The organism is Ruegeria arenilitoris, assembly GCF_013031355.1.
GTDB lineage: Bacteria > Pseudomonadota > Alphaproteobacteria > Rhodobacterales > Rhodobacteraceae > Ruegeria > Ruegeria arenilitoris_C.
On sequence record NZ_WPZO01000001.1, the window covers coordinates 1,090,002 to 1,111,783 of the forward strand.

Annotated in this window: 23 protein-coding genes; 17 read left to right on the plus strand and 6 right to left on the minus strand. The window is 59.9% G+C overall.

The features are described 5' to 3' along the window. The first annotated feature begins 28 nt into the window (after positions 1–28). The 7 genes from GOX63_RS05415 to selD are packed head-to-tail and all read left to right on the plus strand — an operon-like array spanning position 29 to position 8,112. The gene (locus tag GOX63_RS05415) at positions 29–2,896 is read left to right on the plus strand and encodes a monovalent cation/H+ antiporter subunit A (protein ID WP_170325455.1); all 2,868 of its coding nucleotides are present in this window, start codon (positions 29–31) and stop codon (positions 2,894–2,896) included. After that, on the plus strand, positions 2,896–3,255 hold the full coding sequence (locus GOX63_RS05420; protein ID WP_170325456.1) for a Na+/H+ antiporter subunit C: 360 nt from the start codon (positions 2,896–2,898) through the stop codon (positions 3,253–3,255). The genes GOX63_RS05415 and GOX63_RS05420 overlap by 1 nt, the downstream gene beginning before the upstream one ends. Further along, entirely contained in the window at positions 3,252–4,790 is a 1,539-nt protein-coding gene (locus GOX63_RS05425) for a monovalent cation/H+ antiporter subunit D (RefSeq protein ID WP_170325458.1), read from the plus strand. Before GOX63_RS05420 ends, GOX63_RS05425 begins: the two co-directional genes overlap by 4 nt. Then, positions 4,790–5,287: a Na+/H+ antiporter subunit E gene (locus GOX63_RS05430; RefSeq protein ID WP_170325556.1), complete on the plus strand. Its 498-nt coding sequence runs from the start codon at positions 4,790–4,792 to the stop codon at positions 5,285–5,287. The genes GOX63_RS05425 and GOX63_RS05430 overlap by 1 nt, the downstream gene beginning before the upstream one ends. Beyond that, complete coding sequence (locus GOX63_RS05435; RefSeq protein WP_170325459.1) at positions 5,284–5,553, plus strand: K+/H+ antiporter subunit F; 270 nt, start codon at positions 5,284–5,286, stop codon at positions 5,551–5,553. Before GOX63_RS05430 ends, GOX63_RS05435 begins: the two co-directional genes overlap by 4 nt. 7 nt (positions 5,554–5,560) lie before the next feature. Continuing rightward, on the plus strand, positions 5,561–5,947 hold the full coding sequence (locus tag GOX63_RS05440) for a Na+/H+ antiporter subunit G (RefSeq protein ID WP_170325461.1): 387 nt from the start codon (positions 5,561–5,563) through the stop codon (positions 5,945–5,947). Between the two features lie 5 nt (positions 5,948–5,952). Next, complete coding sequence (gene selD / locus GOX63_RS05445; RefSeq protein ID WP_170545007.1) at positions 5,953–8,112, plus strand: selenide, water dikinase SelD; 2,160 nt, start codon at positions 5,953–5,955, stop codon at positions 8,110–8,112. Here selD and mnmH read toward each other — a convergent pair. Together mnmH and GOX63_RS05455 are read right to left on the minus strand one after the other, a co-directional pair. Then, positions 8,103–9,155: a tRNA 2-selenouridine(34) synthase MnmH gene (mnmH, locus tag GOX63_RS05450; RefSeq protein WP_170545010.1), complete on the minus strand. Its 1,053-nt coding sequence runs from the start codon at positions 9,153–9,155 to the stop codon at positions 8,103–8,105. The two genes, selD and mnmH, sit on opposite strands and share 10 nt — an antisense overlap. Before the next feature lie 44 nt (positions 9,156–9,199). Continuing rightward, positions 9,200–9,865: an SOS response-associated peptidase gene (locus GOX63_RS05455; RefSeq protein WP_170325464.1), complete on the minus strand. Its 666-nt coding sequence runs from the start codon at positions 9,863–9,865 to the stop codon at positions 9,200–9,202. Positions 9,866–9,920: 55 nt separating this feature from the next. Here GOX63_RS05455 and GOX63_RS05460 point away from each other — a divergent pair, with 55 nt between their 5' ends. Then, positions 9,921–11,573 (plus strand): tetratricopeptide repeat-containing sulfotransferase family protein, encoded by a 1,653-nt coding sequence (locus GOX63_RS05460; protein WP_170325465.1) that lies wholly within the window; start codon positions 9,921–9,923, stop codon positions 11,571–11,573. A gap of 64 nt (positions 11,574–11,637) precedes the next feature. On the opposite strand, the gene GOX63_RS05465 is transcribed toward GOX63_RS05460, so the two are convergent. Further along, positions 11,638–13,215 carry a bifunctional metallophosphatase/5'-nucleotidase gene (locus tag GOX63_RS05465; protein ID WP_170325466.1) on the minus strand — a complete coding sequence of 526 codons (1,578 nt, stop codon included), beginning with the start codon at positions 13,213–13,215 and terminating at the stop codon, positions 11,638–11,640. Between the two features lie 108 nt (positions 13,216–13,323). On the opposite strand from GOX63_RS05465, the gene GOX63_RS05470 reads away from it, so the two are divergent. The 4 genes from GOX63_RS05470 to arsC are packed head-to-tail and all read left to right on the plus strand — an operon-like array spanning position 13,324 to position 15,483. Continuing rightward, entirely contained in the window at positions 13,324–13,662 is a 339-nt protein-coding gene (locus tag GOX63_RS05470; protein WP_170325467.1) for a DUF952 domain-containing protein, read from the plus strand. Further along, entirely contained in the window at positions 13,659–14,090 is a 432-nt protein-coding gene (locus GOX63_RS05475; RefSeq protein WP_170325468.1) for a DUF1330 domain-containing protein, read from the plus strand. Before GOX63_RS05470 ends, GOX63_RS05475 begins: the two co-directional genes overlap by 4 nt. After that, a complete protein-coding gene (locus GOX63_RS05480) occupies positions 14,087–15,145 on the plus strand; it encodes a quinone-dependent dihydroorotate dehydrogenase (RefSeq protein ID WP_170325469.1) in 1,059 nt (352 codons plus the stop codon). The genes GOX63_RS05475 and GOX63_RS05480 overlap by 4 nt, the downstream gene beginning before the upstream one ends. Continuing rightward, positions 15,142–15,483 carry an arsenate reductase (glutaredoxin) gene (gene arsC, locus GOX63_RS05485; protein ID WP_170325470.1) on the plus strand — a complete coding sequence of 114 codons (342 nt, stop codon included), beginning with the start codon at positions 15,142–15,144 and terminating at the stop codon, positions 15,481–15,483. The genes GOX63_RS05480 and arsC overlap by 4 nt, the downstream gene beginning before the upstream one ends. Here the strand turns inward: arsC and GOX63_RS05490 are convergent. The 3 genes from GOX63_RS05490 to GOX63_RS05500 are packed head-to-tail and all read right to left on the minus strand — an operon-like array spanning position 15,480 to position 17,740. Continuing rightward, the gene (locus GOX63_RS05490; protein WP_170325471.1) at positions 15,480–16,796 is read right to left on the minus strand and encodes an MATE family efflux transporter; all 1,317 of its coding nucleotides are present in this window, start codon (positions 16,794–16,796) and stop codon (positions 15,480–15,482) included. The genes arsC and GOX63_RS05490 overlap by 4 nt on opposite strands. Positions 16,797–16,802: 6 nt before the next feature. Then, on the minus strand, positions 16,803–17,321 hold the full coding sequence (locus tag GOX63_RS05495) for a PaaI family thioesterase (RefSeq protein ID WP_170325472.1): 519 nt from the start codon (positions 17,319–17,321) through the stop codon (positions 16,803–16,805). Further along, positions 17,321–17,740, minus strand: coding sequence for a PaaI family thioesterase (locus tag GOX63_RS05500; RefSeq protein ID WP_170325473.1), 420 nt, complete (start codon positions 17,738–17,740; stop codon positions 17,321–17,323). The genes GOX63_RS05495 and GOX63_RS05500 overlap by 1 nt, the downstream gene beginning before the upstream one ends. 113 nt (positions 17,741–17,853) lie before the next feature. Here GOX63_RS05500 and GOX63_RS05505 point away from each other — a divergent pair, with 113 nt between their 5' ends. From GOX63_RS05505 to GOX63_RS05525, 5 genes are all read left to right on the plus strand, one after another. Next, positions 17,854–18,222, plus strand: coding sequence for a MerR family transcriptional regulator (locus tag GOX63_RS05505; protein WP_170329415.1), 369 nt, complete (start codon positions 17,854–17,856; stop codon positions 18,220–18,222). Between the two features lie 284 nt (positions 18,223–18,506). Next, positions 18,507–18,908: a MerR family transcriptional regulator gene (locus GOX63_RS05510; protein ID WP_170325475.1), complete on the plus strand. Its 402-nt coding sequence runs from the start codon at positions 18,507–18,509 to the stop codon at positions 18,906–18,908. Between the two features lie 46 nt (positions 18,909–18,954). Further along, positions 18,955–20,736, plus strand: a complete 1,782-nt coding sequence (locus tag GOX63_RS05515) for an acyl-CoA dehydrogenase C-terminal domain-containing protein (RefSeq protein WP_170325476.1) — start codon at positions 18,955–18,957, stop codon at positions 20,734–20,736. A gap of 53 nt (positions 20,737–20,789) precedes the next feature. Then, positions 20,790–21,002 (plus strand): hypothetical protein, encoded by a 213-nt coding sequence (locus tag GOX63_RS05520; protein WP_170325477.1) that lies wholly within the window; start codon positions 20,790–20,792, stop codon positions 21,000–21,002. A 132-nt stretch (positions 21,003–21,134) separates the two neighbouring features. Beyond that, positions 21,135–21,773: a glutathione S-transferase family protein gene (locus tag GOX63_RS05525; protein ID WP_170325478.1), complete on the plus strand. Its 639-nt coding sequence runs from the start codon at positions 21,135–21,137 to the stop codon at positions 21,771–21,773. Positions 21,774–21,782 lie beyond the last annotated feature (9 nt).

A 21,782-nucleotide genomic window follows, 5' to 3' on the forward strand; every position in this document is an offset into this window, starting at 1 on the left:
ATTGACCGCTCAGACCGGAGTATCGCACTTGTCCCTATTCCTCATCGCGGCCCTTCCCTTCCTCGGAGCTGTATTCCCAGCCCTTCTGATCCGGGCAGGACGAAACGCAGCCGCCTCGGCAGCAGGCCTGACCACATTCCTGGCGCTCATGGGGCTGTTGATCCACATCCCCGCAGTCATGCGCGGAGAGGTTGTGACCGCCCGGTTCGAGTGGATACGTGCACTGGGTCTGAATGCGAACTTCATGCTGGACGGTCTGGGGTTCCTGTTTGCCCTGCTGATCTTGGGTATCGGGTTGCTGATCATCCTTTACGCGCGGTTCTACCTTTCGCGCGAAGATCCGATGGGGCAGTTCTATACCTACCTGCTGCTGTTTCAGGGCGCGATGGTCGGGATTGTTTTGTCCGACAACATCCTGCTTCTGCTTATTTTCTGGGAACTTACGTCGCTCAGCTCATTCCTTCTGATCGGCTATTGGAAACACCTGCCCGAGGGCCGCCAAGGCGCGCGGATGGCGCTGGCCGTGACCGGTTCCGGCGGGTTGGCGATGATTGCCGGGATGTTGATCCTGGGCAATATCGTGGGGTCCTATGACCTGAGCGTGATCCTGCAGAACAAGGAACTGATACAGGCCTCGCCTTATTACATGCCGGCGCTGATCCTGATCCTTCTAGGCTGTTTCACCAAGTCGGCGCAGTTCCCGTTCCACTTCTGGCTGCCGCACGCGATGGCCGCGCCAACACCGGTTTCGGCCTATCTGCACTCGGCCACGATGGTGAAGGCCGGGCTGTTCCTGATGGCGCGGATGTGGCCGGTTTTGGCGGGGACCGATGCATGGTTCTATATCGTCGCGACCACCGGTCTGGTGACCATGCTGATCGGTGCCTGCATCGCGCTGTTCAAGGACGACCTCAAGGCGCTGTTGGCGTTTTCGACCGTGTCGCATCTGGGTCTGGTCACGATGCTACTGGGCTTTGGCACCAAGATTGCCGCCGTGGCCGCGATCTTTCACATCATCAACCACGCGACCTTCAAGGCCGCGCTGTTCATGACTGCCGGGATCGTAGATCACGAGGCCGGAACCCGCGACATCAAACGGCTGGGCGGGCTGCGGCAACTGATGCCGATTACTTTTACCATCGGCACGATTGCCGCCCTGTCCATGGCCGGTCTGCCGCCGTTGAACGGCTTCCTGTCCAAGGAAATGATGCTGGAGGAGACGGTCCACACCACGTGGCTGAACTCGCATTATCTGGTGCCGGGACTGGCGCTGCTGGCGGCGCTGTTCTCGGCCGCCTATTCCTTCCGCTTTGTCAGCCATGTCTTCCTTGGCCCGCAACGCACCGATTACCCACATCATCCGCATGACCCGCCCGTGGGCCTGTGGCTGGCCCCGGCCTTCCTTGTGGTGCTGGTGGTTCTGATCGGTCTGTATTCGGCGGCTATTGTCGGACCTCTGGTTGCAGTGGTGTCCAGCGCGGTAATCGGAGGTGAGAAACTGCCCTATTACTCGCTGAAACTGTGGCATGGGTTTACGCCCGCGCTGTACATGTCCGCCGTGGCCACGCTGGGCGGTCTGTTCCTACTGGCGCTGCACCGTCGGGGAGAGGCGCTTTGGAACGTCCTGCCCCGCCCCGAGGCCAAGACGATCTTTGAAGCCGTGATCGGTGCCTTGACCGCGTTCAGCCGCTGGGTCACCGACACGCTGCACAACGGCGTGATCAGCCGCTATGCGATTATCCTGATCGCCTTCACCGTCGGGCTTGGCTACTACGCCTATACGACCGGGACGATTGGTCCGGAAACGCGCGAGCCTTTGCCGATTCAGATCATCCCGTTCATCGGCTGGATCTGTCTGGTAGCCGCAACGCTGGCGATCATGTGGTTCCACCGCAACCGCCTGTTGTCACTGGTGCTGATCGGCGTGGTCGGCCTGATCGTCTCGATGGCGTTCAACTACCTCTCGGCCCCGGACCTGGCGCTGACGCAGATCTCGGTCGAGGTGGTGACGATGATCCTGTTGCTGCTGTCGCTGAACTTCCTGCCCACGGATACACCCTGGGACAGCAGCGCCGCACGCCGCTGGCGCGATGCGGCGATCTCGGTCGTGGCGGGTCTTGGCACCGGCGGGCTGATCTATGCGCTGATGCTGCGCGATTTTGCCTTCCCGACAATCTCGGAGTTCCATCTGGCGAACTCGTACAAAGGCGGTGGGGGCACCAACGTGGTCAACGTGATCCTGGTCGACTTCCGGGGCTTTGATACCTTTGGAGAGATCATCGTTCTGGGTATCGCCGCCCTGATCATCTTTGCCCTGACCGAAGCTGTTCTGGGCTCGAACGTCCGCGCCTATCTGCTGAACCGCAAGCCGCATTGGCCACAATCGGGGGACTCGCATCCGCTGATGATGGTGGTCGCGACCCGCGTGATGATGCCCATTGCCCTGATGGTTGGTGCCTACATCTTTTTCCGCGGACACAACCAGCCAGGTGGCGGTTTCATTGCCGGTCTGGTCGTGGCCATTGCGTATCTGATGCAATACATGGCCAGCGGCTACACCTGGGCCATTGAACGGCAGCGGTTCTATTACCACGGCACAATCGGCTGGGGTGTGCTGATCGCCGCCGCAACCGGTTTGGGCGCATGGTTCAATGACCGTCCCTTCCTGACCAGCGACTTTGGCTACATCCACTGGCCACCGCTGGAAGAGTTCGAATGGGCCACCGCGATCCTGTTTGACACCGGTGTGTTCCTTGCCGTTCTGGGCGCGGTGATGCTGGCGCTGGACAGCCTTTCGCGCTTTGCGTGGCAGCCGGGCATGGCACAGGAATTCCCGATGGATATCAACCCGCTGCGGGATGATCTGAAAGAAGACGAAAAGAAGGAGCAGGCCTGATGGAAGCGCTCGTAGCCTCAGCCGTAGGCATTCTGACCGCTGCCGGGATTTTCCTGATCCTGCGCCGTCGGACATTCCCCGTGATCCTGGGCCTGTCACTGATCACTTATGCGGTGAACGTGTTCCTGTTCGCCACCGGTCGGCTGGCGCTAGACGCGCCCGCTGTTCTGAACAAATACGAAGACGTCCCCTATACCGATCCGCTGCCGCAGGCGCTGGTTCTGACGGCAATCGTGATTTCGTTCGGAATGACGGCGGTGATCGTGATGATTGCACTTTCGGCCTATCTGTCCTCGAAGGATGACCATATCGACATGACCGCGCAGGACAGCGTGGACGCGCCGGGAGAAGACGCATGAACCACTGGATCGTAGCGCCGATCGTCCTGCCCGCGATCCTGGCCCCGTTCATCATCATGGTCCTGCGATACCATCTGGACCTGCAGCGCATTTTCTCGGTCGCTGGTGTGGTGGGCCTGCTGGGGATTGCCCTGACCATCACCGCGCAGGCCTCTGGCGGCGATATTCAGGTCTATGAGCTGGGCAACTGGCCCGCGCCGTTCGGCATTGTGATGGTGCTGGATCGGCTGTCGGCCATGATGGTCCTGCTGACCGCCCTGCTGGCCTTGCCCATTGTGCTTTATGCCATTGCGTCGGGTTGGGACGAGAGGGGCAAGCACTTCCACGCGCTGTTTCATTTCCAGCTCATGGGTGTCTGTGGTGCCTTTCTAACTGGCGACGCATTCAACCTGTTCGTGTTCTTCGAGGTCCTGCTGATCGCATCCTACGGCCTGATGACGCACGGCGGTGGCGCGGTGCGCCTGAAGGCAGGCGTTCAGTATGTTGCCTATAACCTTCTGGGCTCGACCCTGTTCTTGTTTGCGCTGGGGACGCTCTATGGCGTGACCGGGACGCTGAATATGGCGGACATGGCAGTGCGCGTGGCGGAACTGCCCGCCGACGATACGGCGCTGCTGCGTGTGGGGGCCGTGCTGCTGCTGCTGGTGTTCTGCATCAAGGCCGCCGTTCTGCCGCTGCACTTCTGGCTGCCCGCAAGCTATGCCAACGCGCCCCTGCCGGTGGCCGCGCTGTTTGCGATTATGACCAAGGTCGGCGCTTATTCGATCTTGCGGATGTACACGCTGGGCTTCGGTCCCGAGGTCGAGGCGACACAAGGACTGGTCGGCGCATGGCTGCAACCGGCGGCACTGGTGACACTGGCCGTTGGGGTTATCGGCATTCTGGGAACGCAGCACATCGCGCGGATGGTCGCCTTTTGCGCCATCGCATCGATGGGGACGCTGTTGATTGCCATTTCGCTGTTCACGGAAACCGCCACTGCCGCGGCGCTCTACTACATTTACCATTCAACCCTTGCGACGGCATTGCTGTTCCTTGTGGCTGACCTTGTGATGGAGCGTCAGGGTGGATCCATCGAACCCAAGACACCCATGCCACAGAGCGGTCTGATCTCGGCCTTGTTCTTTGTCGGCGCTATCGCGCTGGCAGGGATGCCTCCGTTGTCGGGCTTTATCGGCAAGCTGCTGGTGCTGGACGCGTCCCGCGACGCGCCGGATGCGAACGCGATCTGGGCCGTTGTTCTGATTGGGTCGTTTGTCACCATCGTCGGGCTGGCGCGTGCGGGTTCGCTGATTTTCTGGAAAAGCCACGACGCCGAGCACAACCCAGCCCCCGAAGAGGACGAAGAAGCCCCCGCCCTGCCCGCCCCCGAGCTGAACGCTGGGCTGGCCTTCACGTCCGTCTTTGGGCTGGTGCTGGGCCTTGTCATGCTAACCCTGTTCGCGGGTCCGGCTCTGAATTATGCTGGCAAAACCGCTGAGCAGCTGTTCACGCCTGAACACTACATCTCAGCCGTTCTGGGAGGAGAAGAATGATGAGACTTCTGCACCGGATTTTCCCACACCCGCACCTGACCTTCCTGTTGACGATTGTGTGGGTTCTGCTGGCCAACAAACCCTCGCTGAACTCGCTGGTCTTTGGCCTGATCCTGGGGATCATCATCCCGTTCATCACCCAGCCCTACTGGCCTGACCGGCCCAAGCTGCGCAACTGGCCGATGGTGGTGGAATATATGCTGGTGGTGCTGTGGGATATTGTGATTGCCAATATCACTGTCGCTCGGATCATCCTGTTCAAACGCGATGCCGACCGGCAACCCAACTGGATCTGCATTCCGCTGGAACTGCGCACGCCCGAGGCGATCACGGTTCTGGCCGGAACCATCACCATGACCCCTGGCACCGTCAGTTCAGACCTGTCGGCGCAGGGGCACAACCTGCTGGTTCACTGCCTGGATGCGCCCGACCCTGATGCTGTGCGGGATCAGATCAAACAGCGCTATGAGCGTCGCCTGAAGGAGATTTTCGAATGATCGAGGTTGCGATCTGGTTTGCCTTCGCCTGTTTTGGAACGGCCATTATGCTGTGCCTTTATCGGATTATCTCGGCCGAAGGTGTCGGCACCCGGGTTCTGGCGCTGGATACGATGGTGATCAACACCATCGCGCTGATGATCCTTTACGGCCTGGCTCTGGGAACCGAAATTTTCTTCGAAGCCGCCATGATCATCGCCATGCTCGGCTTTGTTTCAACCGTGGCTTATGCGCGCTTCATGCTGCGCGGCAATATCATCGAGTGAGGGCGGTATGGAGTTCATTTTCGAAATTCTGATCGCGTTCTTTCTGGTTGTCTCGGGCATTTTCGGCTTTGTCGGGTCGTTTGGGATGATCAAGCTGAAAGACCCGATGTCCCGTCTTCACGCCCCCACCAAGGCGACGACGCTGGGCGTGGGCGGCGTGTTGCTGGCTTCGATCTGTCACTCGGTTCTGATCGAAGACCACCTGTCGCTTCACGAACTGCTGATCACCCTGTTCCTGTTCCTGACCGCGCCGATCACGGCCCTGTTCATTGCCAAATGGCACATTCACCGTCATGAAAAGCCCAACGATCTGCCGGACGCGGGCGAGGATGAGCTTTGGGCCACCCACGCGGTCGAACAGGTCGAAGACGTCCCTGAACACACAGCGAACTAACACACATGCATCACCCTCCGCTGCCCCTGACCCGTGATCTGGTTCTGATTGGCGGAGGGCATACCCATGCGCTGGTGCTGCGGAAATGGGGGATGAACCCGCTGCCGGGCGCGCGAGTGACGGTAATCAACCCCGGCCCCACTGCGCCCTATTCCGGGATGTTGCCCGGCTTTGTCGCGGGGCATTATGAGCGCGGTGAACTGGATATCGATCTGGTACGCCTTGCCCGGTTTGCCGGTGCGCGCGTCATCCTTGGCCTGGTCGAAGGGATCGACGTTGATCGGCGTCTGGTTCACGTGCCTGATCGCCCTCCGATCGCGTTCGATGTGGCCTCGGTCAATGTGGGGATCACCTCGGACATGCCCGCCCTATCCGGTTTTGCCGACCATGCGATCCCGGCCAAACCGCTGGGGCCTTTCGCGGCGCGGTGGGCGGAATATCAGCAGGGCACCGGCCCCGCCTCGGTCGCGGTGATCGGCGGTGGCGTGGCGGGCGTTGAACTGGTGATGGCCATGGCCCACGCCCTGCGTGCCAAAGGCCGTGCGGCGCAGGTGACCCTGATCGATAACGCCCAAGCCCTGACCGCCACAAAGCCAAAGGCAGGCACCACCATTCGCAAGGCAATGGCTGATCTGAACGTTGATCTGATCGAAAATGCGCCCATTTCCCGCATCGAGGCCGATCATATCGTTCTGGAGGATGGCCGTGAAATTCCGGCCGCTTTCGTGACCGGTGCCGCTGGTGCCCGCCCTTATGACTGGATCGCCCAAACAGGTCTTGATCTACAAGACGGCTACGTTCGGGTGAACGGTTTCCTGCAATCCAGCGATCCAGAGATCTTTGCCGCCGGCGATTGTGCCCATCTATCGGAAAACCCGCGCCCCAAGGCGGGGGTCTATGCGGTACGAGAAGCTCCGGTCTTGTTCGATAATCTGCGTGCCGCATTGGGGGCAGGACGGATGCGGCGGTACAAGCCGCAGAAGGACTACCTGAAACTGATCTCGCTGGGCGGAAAATCTGCCCTGGCCGAGCGGCTGGGCACCTCGTTCAGCGGACCCTTGATGTGGCGCTGGAAGGACCACATCGACCAGACCTTTATGAACAAGTTCCGCGATCTGCCCGAAATGCCGCCCCCTTCCGTGCCGCGGCTTCACGCGGCGGGACTGTTGGGCGCACTGGGCGAAAAGCCCATGTGTGGTGGTTGCGGCTCAAAAGTTGGACGCGGCGCGCTGCAGGCTGCGCTGCACACCCTGCCCGCGCCAGAGCGCTCTGACATCACCCCCCTACCCGGCGACGACGCGGCACTGCTGACAACCGGCGAGGCGCGGCAGGTCATGACTTCGGACCATCTGCGCAGCTTCACCAATGACCCGGCGCTCATGACCCGCATCGCCGCCGTTCACGCTCTGGGGGATATCTGGGCCATGGGCGCCAGCCCGCAAGCGGCAACTGCAACAATCATCCTACCCCGCATGTCGCCGGACTTGCAGCACCGGACCATGGCCGAGATCATGGCCACCGCGACCGCGGTCATACGCGATGCCGGTGCCGAGATTGTCGGCGGCCACAGCTCAATGGGCGATGAGATGACCATCGGCTTCACCCTCACCGGCTTGTGCGAGACTGATCCGATCACCCTGTCAGGCGCCCAACCGGGCGACGCGCTGATATTGACCAAACCTTTGGGCAGCGGCGTGTTGATGGCTGCTGAAATGGCAGGCAAGGCCCGGGGCGAATGGGTCGTCGCTGCGTTCCATCAGATGGTTCAGCCGCAAGGAGAAGCCTCCCGCATTCTGGCAGGCGCCCACGCGATGACCGACGTGACTGGGTTTGGTTTAGCCGGACATCTGCTGGGGATGTGCGAAGCCTCGGACTGCGGCGCGGAACTTGATCTGGACGCAATTCCGCTGACGGCTGGCGCGCTGGAGTTGAGCGCCCAAGGCGTCCGATCAACGATTTTCGACGAAAACCGGTCCATCGTCCCGGATCTGCCGTTTGGCGACAAGGCTGACCTGTTGTTTGACCCGCAAACCGCCGGGGGGTTGTTGGCCGCCGTTGCGCCCGATCAGGCGCAGGGGTTGTGCGAAAAGCTGAGGCACGCAGGCTATCCGGCGGTCATAATCGGGCACATGTCCGACACACCGGGTCTGCGGCTTCAAAGCTGATCCAATATCCGCTCGATCCGCGCGGCCATGTCGTTCAGGCCCGCGTCGTCCAGTGTGGCCGCTTCGATTTGGGCAACCACCTCGGCGGTGCGGGCGCGACTGGACTTGGCATAGGACTGGTCGTAGTGCTGCTCCATCAGCGCCCGAGTCAGCGCCAGTTTGTCACCGGCGTCGATCAGGGCGAGCCAGCCATCCACTACCTCGTGCCCCCGGTGGAACCGCAGCGGAGAAAGCCGATCCTGCAACCGGTCCGCATCCGACAGAATGTCGTCATAGGCACGAGCCAGATAGGCGGTACGTGCCTCTATCGACGCCTGAACCTGAATACGCGGCGCGCAACGCAAAGCGGTCCAGACGCTTGGCGGCAGGATCAGGGTTCCGATCTTGGACGACTCCGCCTCAACCACCACAGGGCGCGCTGGATCGAGCCCGCACAGTGCTGCAGCCAGAGCGGATTCAAACGCCTTCTGGCTGGGTTGCCCACCGGGCATCTCGCCCAGCAACGAGCCGCGATGATTAGCCAGCCCTTCTAGGTCCAGAACCTGAACGCCGCGTGTTTTCAGATGCTTCAGAAGGTCTGTCTTGGCCGTGCCCGTATAGCCGTCCAACGCGATCAGATGATGCGGCAACGGGTCTTCGTACAGAAATCGGTTCACCAGACGCCGATAGGTCCGATACCCGCCCTCGACCACCTCGGCCCGCCAACCGATCTGTTGCAACATCCAGGTAAATGACCCCGACCTCTGCCCGCCCCGCCAGCAATAGACCAGAGGTTTCCAGCCCCCTTCGTGATGCGACAGGCTGTGCTCGATGTGGTTGGCTGCGTTGCGGAACACCAGCGCTGCGCCCAGTTTGCGGGCCAGAAACGGGCTTTCCTGCACATAGATCGTGCCCACCCGGGCGCGTTCGTCATTGTCCAGAACCGGCAGATTGATGGCGCCGGGCAGATGATCCTCTGCAAACTCTGCCGGGCTGCGCACATCAATCACCGTATCGAAATCATGCGCATAAAGGCTGGGCAGGTCGGTGAAGTTCAAAGCCATATCAGGGGTCTATCCTGCCAAGCCTGCATTGAAAAGGCACGCTGTCATGCCGGAATCGGTTCGATCAGGTCAGACCCGCTGGCGCGGTTCGAATTCACCGCCGAGTCAACACGGTAAAAGTTCAGCACATCCTCGGCGCCGGGCCGCATCAGGCGCGCGGCCCCCTTTCCGGCCTCACCCAGCCAGAGAGGCCAGTCGTCAGCTTCTAGGATCAGCGGCATCCGGTGGTGGATGGCGCTGAGATGGCTGTTGGCGGGCGTCGTCACGATGGCACAGGTGCCTTGCCGGGCTTCATCTGTGCCCCAATCCTGCCAGACCCCCGCAAAAGCGATCGGTGCGCCGTCCTTGCGGTGGATATACCAAGGCAGGCGCGTACCCTGCTCGGTCTTTGTCCATTCGTAGAACCCCGTCGCCACAATCAGGCACCGCCGTTCCCGGCAGGCAGCGCGAAACGCGGGTTTTTCAGCCAGCGTCTCGGCCCGTGCATTGATCAGCAGGGGACCGGCCGTTTCGGTCTTGTACCAATGCGGCAGAAATCCCCAGCGCAGCGGATCCAGCCTGCGCCCGCTCTCTCCGGCCCGAACCACATGCACCTGATTTGTCGGGCAGACGTTGAAATTCGGCACCGATGGTAGTGTGTTGGCTGGGCGCGCAGAAAACAGCTGCGCCATCGCATCATTGGGAAGGGTTATTGCAAACCGTCCGCACATGGGTAATGAACCATCAATAGTTGTTTCAAACAGGCACAGGGTGTCACGGGGTCTCATGCAAAATCAAACAGCGAAAACCCTCAAAGGCAAGGCCGTGGCAGCTCTGGATGCAGGCAAGCTGCAACAGGCGCTGAAAAAGGCACAGCTGGGTGTCAAGAAATTCCCGAAGGATTCAGATTTCCACGCCATCTCGGGCTTTGTACTGACCGAAATGCAGCAGTACAAGAAATCGATCCCGCATTTCGTTGAAGCATCCCGCATGAAACCGGACGATCCGCAATTTGTGGAAAACCTGGCCAATGCTCTGATGCAAACCGGGCAAATTTTCAAGGCGCTGGAATACACCGAGCAAAAACTGGAGCAGTTTCCCAACAACAAGGAACTGAACCGCGTTCTGGATGAGATCCACCTAAAGGGTGAAAACTGGCGGATGATCGTCGAACATGCCAGCAAAAGGCTGGAAAACGGGCCTGATGATGTGGACCTGCTGGTCAAACGTGCCCGCGCTTATTCGAAGATCGGATTTGTCGACGAGAACTCACGGGACATAGACCATGCCTATAAGCTGGAGCCGGAAAACACAAAGATCGCGTTCCACAAATCGGTGAACCTGCATCAAAGCGGCGACAAGGACGGATCGAAAGAGATCCTTTGGCGCATTCTGGATGAAAAACCGCATCATGCTGCATCCCTGATGCAATTGTCGACTATAGCTTCCAAGGAGGATGCTCCAAATCTGCTCGACTCTGTCGAGAGCGCTATCTCTCTCAGTGACAATGACAATCTGGAGTTGGAATTTGCCAAAGCGCACCTGATCTCGACAATTGAAGGCTTGGCCGCGGCCATGCCCCAATTTGCGCGCGCCAACGCAATTCAACATGACAGCAACCCCTATGATGTCACCGAGGAAGAGAAAAAACTGGACCGGATCACCAGCCTGTTCCCTGCTGGAGCAAAGCTGCCGGACTCTGGCCTGAACGACGTGCCGGTTCCGATCTTCGTTCTGGGTCAACCCCGCTCAGGCACCACCCTGATGGAGATGATGCTGAGCTCGCCCCCCGATGTCGCAGGCTGTGGAGAGTTGACGCTGGGCGCTGACTTGTCGCACAAGTTTGAAAACGAAGACCAAGTTTTCAAAGCCACAGATGCAACGGAATTCGCCGAGCAGTTCCGCAAGCTGATGCCACCGGTCCCTGAAGGGTCTGTCGCCTTTGTCGATAAGATGCCGCACAACTATCAGCGCGTCGGCTTCCTGTTGGCGGCATTCCCCAATGCCAAAATCATCAATATGCTGCGGGATCCGCGCGACGTAGGACTATCCAAATGGATCAGGAGGTTCCCGGCTGGCGGGATGCGTTATGCCTCGAACCTCGCCTCCATTGCCCATTCGGCGAATATGTATCGTCGCTACATGGCCCACTGGGACGCCGCGTTCGGAGATCGCATTCTGACCGTGCCATACGAAAAACTGGTGGCTGACCCGAAAACCTATAGCCAACAGGTGGCTGCCTTCTGTGAACTGAAATGGACTGAGACCATGATGCGCCCCGAAGAAAACAAAAAACAGGTCAGAACGGCCAGCATCGATCAGGTCCGCAACAAGATTTCAACCAAATCGATCGGCGGATGGCAGAGCGTGTCTGAACATCTAAGCCCGATGCTGGACGGTATCGACCCGGCGCTCTGGCCGGAATACGACCTCGGTTGAGCACGCCGGAAATAGCAAAGGCCGCATCGGGTGATGCGGCCTTTGTTGTTACAGGATCGCAGGGTTATTTCTGCTTGATGCGACCGTCCAGATAGGGCTGATACGGCGCATTTTCAGCCAGGTATTCCGCCGTCACATCGGCCAGATCAGGCCCATAGTCGTAGGCGTTCTTATCGTCGCCTTCGAACATGGAATAGCCATCACCACCGTTGCGAACATAGTTGTTGGTGACTACCAGATAAGTCGCGGCGGGATCGATGGGCACAAACCCGTCGCCTTCGGCAACCATCACCTCGGTGATGCGGCCTTCGTTCGGTGCAACCGACGGGTCCCAAGTGAAGGTCAGACCTGCGACCTGCGGGAAGCGACCCTTGACCTCTTCGACCTGGCTGACACCGTTTTCAAGCGCGTCGATGACGGTCTGACCACTGATCTCAAAGGTCGAAAGCGTGTTCTGGAAGGGCAGCACGGTCAGCACCTCGCCCATAGTCACCTCACCCGGATCGATCGAGGCCCGCAACCCGCCCGAGTTGGCAATCGCGATCTGCGCGCCCTGATCGGCAACCCGCGCCAGCATGGCGTCGGCGACCAGATTGCCCATCGCGCATTCCTGCACGCGGCATACAGCGCGGTCGCCTTCGATCGAATCTGCGGCATTCGCCACAACCTTGTTGCGGATTTCGTCCAGCGGCACGGCCAATTCTGCGATGCGGTCCAGCGCGGCCTGATCCTCGGTCACGGTGTTGTCCATGATCAGCGGCTCGCCCACGGCCTCGACCACGTTGCCGTCATCATCGAAGGTCACGTTCAACTCACCCAGGAACTTGCCATAGGCATAGGCCTGCACGATCTGCACGCCATTCACGACGGTCGGATACGGGCCCGCTGCCTTGTCGGACACGTTCGAAAGGTACGTGTTCGAATGGCCACCCACGATGACATCCACGCCGGTGGTTTCCTGCGCCACGCGTTGATCGACACCATAGCCCGAGTGGCTGAGCACGATAATCTTGTTCACCCCCTCACCGGTCAGTTTGTCGACCTCGGCCTGCACCGCCGGAACCGGATCCGAGAAGGTGATGTTGGGCCCGGGCGAGGCAAGATCATGAGTGTCTTCCGGGGTCAGACCGATCAGTCCGATCTGTTCTCCGCCCACCTCGATGACCGTCGATTTCTTGATCTTGTCGGTCAGCAGTTCTTCGTCACGGATATCCGCATTCGACATCAACACCGGGAAACCCACCGAGTCGATGAACCCGCGCAGCACTTCTGGGCCGTCATCGAATTCGTGGTTGCCCACGGTCATCGCGTCATAGCCCAGCTTGTTCATGAACTCGGCCGCGACCTTGCCCTTGTAGTAGGTGTAGAACAACGAGCCCTGAAACTGGTCCCCACCATCGACGAGGATCGAGTTTTCGACCCGCCCCCGCGCCTCGTTCACGGCGGTAACCAAACGGGCAGAACCGCCGAAACACTTGCCTTCTGCGTTGTCTTCCGCATCGCATCCGCTGTCATATTTGTTGATCGGCTCAAAGCGCGCGTGGAAATCGTTAGTGTGCAGAATCGTCAGCTTGTATTCCGCCGCGGCCATGCCTGCGGTCAGGCCTAAAACGGCTACTGACGCCAGAAAACGGGTGAACATATTAATACTCCCTGTATTTGATTGGCGCGATGGTGCGCTCAGCGGCAGGAAGAGTCAAAGGGGGAAATCCGGCTTGATTCTGCCCGTCACGCGGGGCATCACCACCTCATGCTGATTTACAAGATTTTCCGGGCCGACGAATGGGCCACGTTGCAGGATCACGGTGCCTCGGACGGCGCGCCGATTGATGTGTCGGACGGATTTGTCCATTTCTCGACCGCCGAACAGGCCGCCGAGACCGCAGCCAAACATTTTGCCGGGGTTGAGGGGTTGACCCTGCTGGCCTGCGACGCGCATGTAATGGGCGACGATCTGAAATGGGAAGTGTCGCGTGGCGGCGCCCTGTTCCCGCATCTCTACCGCCAGATTCGCATGACCGATGTTGTATGGTCCCGCCCCCTACCCTTTGATGGGCAAGCGCACCAGTTCCCGGCAGAGATGATATGACCGTATTCATCGACCCCGTCCGTGCCCAATTCGAGGCGTTCAAGGCGCTGGACCGCAACCACCCGATCGAGATGCTGAATCTGGTGAAGTTCCGCGCCAAAGCTGAATACCCGGCGGGACACGAACTGGCCGAGGCCGGGCTGACCGGTGCGCAGGCTTATCGCAATTATGGCGCGGAAACCGCTCCGATCATCGAACGGCTTGGGGCGTCGATCCTGTGGCGCGGCGCGTATCAGACCACTCTGATCGGTCCGCAGCATGAAGCCTGGGATGAGGTGTTCATCGCCCGCTATCCAACAGCGCATGCGTTCCTTGAGATGGTGACAGACCCGGTTTACCGGGCGGCTGTCATCCACCGGCAGGCGGCGGTTGAAACCTCGCGCCTGATCCGCTGTGCACCCACCCAAAGCGGAGAGGCTTTCGGATGAAACTGACCGAGAAACTGGGGCTTGCCGTCCTGCATAAGATGGACCCCGAAGCCGCCCATGGCATGTCGATCAAGGCGCTGAAGGCCGGACTGGCCCCGATGCCCGGACCGGTGACGTCGCCCCGGCTGAAGACCCAGGTGGCCGGTCTGAACCTGCCCAATCCGGTCGGTCTTGCCGCTGGCTTCGACAAGAACGGAGAGGTTCTGACGCCTCTGTCCCGTACCGGGTTCGGCTTTATCGAAGTCGGCGCCGTCACTCCGCGACCGCAGCCCGGCAACCCCAAGCCCCGCCTGTTCCGCTTGTCCGAGGACAAGGCCGCCATCAACCGCTTTGGCTTCAACAACGAGGGCATGGAGGTGATGGCAGACCGTCTGGCCAACCGCCCCAAAGACGCGGTGATCGGCCTGAACCTTGGCGCGAACAAGGACAGTGACGATCGGCCCGGCGATTTTGCCAAAGTTTTGGCCCATTGCGCCGCACATCTGGATTTCGCCACGGTCAACGTCTCGTCCCCCAACACTGAAAAGCTGCGGGACTTACAAGGCAAGGCGGCGCTTGGCGCGCTGCTGGGTGGCGTGATTGAGACGCGCAACACGCTGCCGCGTCCGATCCCGATTTTCCTGAAGATCGCGCCTGATCTGACCGAGGCAGAATTGCAGGACATTGCCGAAGTCGCCTCGGAAACCGGCGTGGACGCGGTGATTGCCACCAACACCACTCTGTCGCGCGACGGTTTGCGTAGCGCCTACAAGGGCGAAACCGGCGGGTTGTCCGGCGCCCCGCTGTTCGAGAAATCGACCCGCGTTCTGGCCCGTCTCAGTAACCTGACCGAGGGGAAAATCCCGTTGATCGGTGTGGGTGGCATCAGCAATGCGGAACAAGCCTATGCCAAGATCTGCGCCGGGGCGTCTGCCGTGCAGTTTTATACGGCGCTGGTTTATGGCGGGATATCTCTGGCTGCTGAGATTGCACAGGGCTTAGATGAATTGCTGATGCGGGACGGGTTCAACTCTGTCGCGCAAGCCGTTGGAAGCAAACGAGAGGATTGGCTGTGATCGCATATTGGCACAACCCGCGCTGTTCGAAGTCCCGCACTGGGCTGGCGCTGTTGGAAGAGAATGGCGCGCAGGTCGAAGTGCGCAAATACCTTGAGGATGCGCCCTCGGCAGATGAAATCCGCGCGGTGCTGGGTCGGTTGGGTATCAACGCCATCGACCTGATGCGGACAGGTGAGAAACGGTTCAAGGAACTGGGCCTGACCAAGAACACGCCCGCAGATGACCTGATCACTGCCATGACCGAGAACCCGATCCTGATCGAGCGCCCTCTGGCCATTTCTGGTGACAAAGCCGCCATTGGACGTCCGCCCGAGAACCTGCTGGCGCTGCTTTAAGCCACCTGCGCCTCAAGCCGGGGGTAACGCCAGCCCAGCGTGATACCGCGCGCGATGTTCAGAACCATCAGCGCGGCCCACAGCCCGTGATTGCCCAGCGTCGGCACCAGAATGAACAGCGCGACGATATAGATCGCGACCGACTGGATCATCGCGTTGCGCATGGCGCGGGTCCATGTGGCCCCGATATAGATGCCATCGAACATCCAGCTCGCCACTCCGATAGCGGGGGCCAGAGCCGCCCAGATCAGGTAGTCCCGCGCGGCCAGCCGAACTTCGGGCGAGGTGGTCATCAGGTCGATCAGGGCCGGTCCGGCCAGATAGAACAGAGCGCCCAGCGCAAAGGCGCCGCCCACGCCCCATTGCGACGCCATGATAGACGCGCGACGGACCTGATACCGGTCACGCGCACCCACGGCACTGCCGACTAGAGCCTCGGCAGAGAAGGCAAAGCCGTCCAGCGCAAAGGCGGTAATCTCAAGGAATTGCAACAGCACCTGATTGGCCGCAAGGTTCACATCGCCCAGATCGGAGCCGACAAACAGAAAGGTGGTGAACGCCCCGGTCAGCAGGACCGAACGGATCATGATATCCGTGTTCACCTGCATCATCCGCCGCAGCCGGGCCGCATCGAAAATGCGCGGCCAGTCGCGCCACTGGTTTCCGCCAAACGCGTCGTGGCACAGCCACAAACCCAGCGCCAGACCGGTCCATTCGGCGATCAGCGTGGCAATGGCGACACCTTCGACGCCCCAGCCAAGCCCAAGCACGAACCAAAGGTCCAACAGGATGTTCAGCCCGTTCATCCAGACCTGCAACAGGAACACGCCGCGTGTCCGCTCGACCGCGATCAGCCAACCTGTCACCGCGTAAAGGGCAATCGTCGCTGGTGCGCCCCAGATACGGATTTGCAGGTAATCCCGCGTCAGCGCCTCGACCTCGGGGCTGGCGGGTGACAGGGCAAACGCGCCCCAGAACACCCAGATTTGAGTCAGGATAAAGAACAGCCCAGCCGCGCCGCCCAGCAGCAAACCGCGCATCAGCAAAGCACCGGTTTCGGCAGTGTCCCCAGCCCCGCGCGCCTGCGCTGCCAGCCCGGTGGTCCCCATGCGCAGGAAGCCAAAGATCCAATAGATCGTCGCCAGAATAACCGCACCCATGCCCACGGCACCGATGGGGGCTGCCTGCCCCATCTGCCCGACCACTCCGGTATCCACAGCCCCCAGAATAGGCACCGTGGCATTGGACAGCACGATCGGAAACGCGATCTTCAGCACCCGTTTATGGGTGAGAGGTGCCGAGGCGGCCTGCACGATAAGTTACCCCGCTTTGGGTTTGGACTGCGGCATCAGGAAATGCCCGGTTGCTTGTGCTATCGGACGCGCGTGATTGTCCTGCCATGCCTCGACCCGAACTGACGCATAGCGCCGACCCGAACGGCTGACAAAAGCGCGGGCATAGGCATCGCGCGGCAGGCCTGAACGCAGGTAATCCACTGTGAAATCGACGGTCTTGGGAAAGCGCACCGAGTCAGCCTTGAACAGCTCTTCCGCTTCGATCTCACCGCTTTCGATCATGGGAAAGAAATACTCCCAACTCAGCGTGATGACGGCGGTGACCTCAAGGAACGCCGCCGTGACCCCGCCATGAAGCGCGGGCAGCATGGGGTTGCCGATCAGCTTGTCATCGAAGTTAAGCACTCCGGTCAATTCATCGCCACGCCGGTCGAATGTGATATTTAGGAACCGAATATACGGCACCCCTTCGACAATTGCGTTCAGCGCCGCGTCGCGGCGTTGCTTGACCACCTGCATTGGTTCGGGACGGGGACGCGCCATCACAGACCCTCCACCGTAAAGGAGCCCGCGGCAGTTGCTACCGGCAGATCCTGATTCTCGTCCATCGCCGTGGCCCGGACAAAGGCGACGTTGCGGGTGATGTGATAGCAGGTGGCATGAGCGGTGATGCTCTGCCCAGGTGTTGCGGCGCGCATATAATCGATCCTCAAATCAATCGTGGCAGTTCCCCCGGGAGCCGAAGGGTGGCACATCACGGCGGCACCGCAGCAGGTGTCCAACGCAGCAAACACGGCGCCGCCATGGATGACGCCGGTTCTGGGGTCTCCGACCAGATCAGCGTTGTACGGCATAGAGATCGCGGCCTCACCATCGCTGATTGTGGTCAGCTTGAGCCCCAACGCCTTGGCGTGCGGGATCGCCTCGATGAACCGGCGCGCAATTTCTACTTTATCGACCATTTCGTGTGCCCCCCTTGATTTCCTTCTTTATGAGCCTGTGCCTTGCAAAAGAGCAAGACCGCCTGTTGCGCTTGCCGTCACGACGGCCTAGTTTGCGGCCAAGGAGATCGAAAATGACCGACAACCGTTTGTCATTAAACGAGATGTGCGAAGAGTTCGACGTAACCAAGCGCACCTTGCGTTACTACGAGTATATCGAGCTGTTGCAGCCGGAACGCGAAGGCCGCAGCCGGTATTATGGCCCCCGTGAATGCGCGCGAATGAAGCTGATCATGCGCGGACGGCTGTTTGGATTCTCGCTGGAAGAGATTCGCCAGTGGCTGTTGATCTATGAAGATCAGGGCAATCAGGCGCAGATGGCCGAGTTCATAAAACTGGCTGACCGGCAGATGCCGGAACTGCAGAAGCAACGGCAACAACTGGATGAGGCGATGGACGAGCTTCAGCGCCTGCGTGACCAGACCGCCAAGTCCCTGCGTTAAACCCTCTCCTTTCTTCATTCTAAGCTCTCTGAAGCCCGGGCAATGCAGCCTTGGGCCCTCGGGGTATGTTTCAGCATCGGATGCCCGGCGCCCTCTCATGGCTGAAATTCCGTTACGTCAATTCTCAAAACCCGGGCATCAGGTACCTTGACGCGAAAGGATGCTACGTCAACTTTCAATGTGACGTAGCGTTTGCATTACGTGAACGTCATCTACGTGTTGTAACGTGCGCATCGACTGCGCACCTGACTTTCATAGACGCCAGTGACGAGAGTGCTGAAACCATGACCGAAGACCTGATGACCATCCGTGAAATGTGCGAGACCTACGAGGTCACGCCGCGCACCTTGCGTTTTTACGAGGCAAAGGAACTTTTGTTTCCGATCCGCGAGGGCCAGAAACGCCTGTTCACCAAACGGGACCGGGCGCGCCTGAAACTGATCCTGCGCGGTAAGCGTTTCGGCTTCAGCCTGGAAGAGATCCGGCAGCTGCTGGACCTGTACCATGTGGGTGACCAACAAAAGACCCAGATGATCCGCACGATTGAAATCGCACGGGAACGTCTGGCGGATATGGAAGCCCGCCGCGAAGAGCTGACCCAAGCCATTGACGATCTGAAAGAGCAGTTGCGCTGGGGCGAAAAAGTCATCGCCTCGATTAACCACGAGAAAAAAGCCGCCGGCTAACTCCAGCGGCTCAATCCCCGGACATCTGAATTTAAGGGAGCTTCAAATGCCCGTCTACAACGCGCCAACCAAAGACACTCAGTTCATCCTGCACGATGTGCTGAAAGTCTCGGAATCCGATATTCCAGGCTATAGCGAGCTGGAGGCCGAATTTACCGGCGCGGTTCTGGAAGAAGCCGGCAAGGTTGCCACCAACGTTCTGCATCCGCTGAACGTAGTCGGCGACACCGAAGGATGCCGTTTGGAAAATGGTATCGTCTACACCCCTACCGGGTTCAAGGACGCCTTCGAGCAGATGAAGGAAGGCGGCTGGACTGGCCTCGACATGCCGGAAGAGTATGGCGGTCAGAACATGCCCTATGTGATCGGTACCGCCGTGGGCGAGATGTTCTCGGGCGCGAACCAGGCGTTTGTCATGTATCAGGGTCTGACCCACGGCGCAGCCTCGGCCATTCTGGCGCACGGCACCGAAGAGCAAAAGAACACCTATCTGCCTAACATGGTCAGCTGCGAATGGACCGGCACCATGAACCTGACCGAGCCGCATTGCGGCACCGATCTGGGCCTGATGCGCACCAAGGCAGAACCGCAAGGCGACGGCAGCTACAAAATTTCCGGTCAAAAGATCTTTATCTCGTCCGGCGATCACGACATGGCCGACAACATCATCCACCTGGTGCTCGCCAAGATCCCCGGCGGTCCCGAGGGCATCAAGGGCGTGTCGCTGTTCATCGTGCCCAAGTTCATCGTCAACGAAGACGGTAGCCTGGGTGAGCGCAACGGCGTGTCGGTCGGCAAGATCGAAGAGAAGATGGGCATCCACGGCAACTCGACCTGCGTCATGAACTATGACGAAGCCACCGGCTGGTTGTTGGGCGAAGAGCACAAAGGCATGCGCGCCATGTTCACCATGATGAACGAAGCGCGTCTGGGCGTGGGCATGCAGGGCCTGTCGCAGGCCGAGGCCGCGTTCCAGAACGCCTTGGAATATGCCAAGGACCGCCTGCAGGGCCGCGACGTCACCGGCGTGAAGAACCCGGACGGCCCCGCCGATCCGCTGATCGTGCATCCGGATATTCGCCGTAATCTGATGGATCAGAAAAGCTTCACCGAAGGCGCGCGCGCGTTCATCCTGTGGGGCGCAACCATGATCGACAAAGCGCACCGCTCGGGCGACAAGGACGCGGACGGGCTGATCTCGCTGCTGACCCCGGTCATCAAGGGCTTCTTGACCGATCAGGGCTATGACATGACCGTTCAGGCGCAGCAGGTCTATGGCGGCCACGGATACATCGAGGAATGGGGCATGTCGCAATACACCCGCGACGCCCGCATCGCGATGATCTACGAAGGTGCGAACGGCGTTCAGGCGCTGGACCTTGTCGGCCGCAAGCTGGCGCAGGATGGCGGCAAGCACGTTATGGCCTTCTTCGACATGGTCAAAACCTTCTGCAAGGAAAACAGCGGCAAGGACGAAGCTTATGACAAGGCCTTCATCGAACCGCTGAAAGCCGCGTCGAAAGACCTGCAGGCTGCTGGCATGTATTTCATGCAGGAAGGCATGAAGAACCCGAACAACGCCCTGTCCGGTTCCTATGACTTCATGCACATGTTCGGCCATGTCTGCCTGGGCCTGATGTGGGCGCAGATGGCCAAGGCCGCGCAAGACGCGCTGGACGGTGGGGCCTCGGACAAAGAGTTCTACGAGACCAAGATCAACACCGGTCGCTTCTACATGGCCCGCCGCCTGCCCGCCACGGCGCTGCATCTGTCGCGTATCCAGACCGGCGCGGATACGGTCATGGCGCTGGAGGCCGCGAACTTCTGATCAATCTCCGGTTCCGGGGTTCTGCCCCGGAGCCGGTTTTCGGAGGAGACACTATGCCAAAACGTTTTCGCCTGACCCGACGCTTTCCTGTCGCCATGACAGAGGATGGCTACCGCAAGCTCAGGGCTTTTGCCCGTGAGGCCGGGTTGGACGAAGGTGAAGCGCTGTCTTTTTTGTTCGAGAACTTCAACAGCGTCACAGATGAGGGAAAGCTGACGCGCCGACTGCGCGAATTCAATTCCGAGCTTGAGGCCCGCAAACGCTGACGGGTTCATTCACACACGCTTTGGGCGTGCGTGTTTTCAGAAAGATGAACTGCAGATCGCAGCCAAAGGTTCACCTTTCTCGAAATACGCGAATTGCAGCACGGCACCATGCGCCACGGGAGGGGCGAACGTATGACCATCAAACTTCACTGTTTCGGCGAGAGTGGGAACTCGTACAAAGCCGCACTGGCATTGGAAATGTCCGGGCTGGATTGGGAGCCGGTCTTCGTCGATTTCTTCAATGGTGTTACGCGCAGCCCTGAGTTCCGCTCGGAAGTCAACGTGATGGGCGAAGCGCCCTTCTTGATCGATGGTGATTTTCAAACCTCCCAGTCCGGTGCCATTCAGGCCTACGTCACCGAGAAATCTGGCAAGTTCGGCGGCAAGACACGGGACGAGAATTGCGACATTCTGCGCTGGGTTCTGTGGGACAACCACAAGCTCAGCTCGATGGCGGGGTTGACCCGCTTTCTGATCAACTTCCTGCCTGAAAAACACCGCAACCCGGATGTGATCGCCTTTAACCAAGGGCGCCTCAAGGCAGCATACGAGGTCCTCAACTCCCACCTGGATGGGCGAGACTGGATCGTCGGCGACGGCGTGACCAACGCCGATCTCAGCTGCTGCGGCTACCTTTATTACCCTGAACCATTCGGCTTTGACCGCGCCGACTGGCCTCATATCGACGCCTGGCTGACTCGCCTGTCCGAACAGCCCGGCTGGAAACACCCATATGACCTGATGCCCGGCAAACCGTCGGATCGAGCTTAAGGAGAAGAC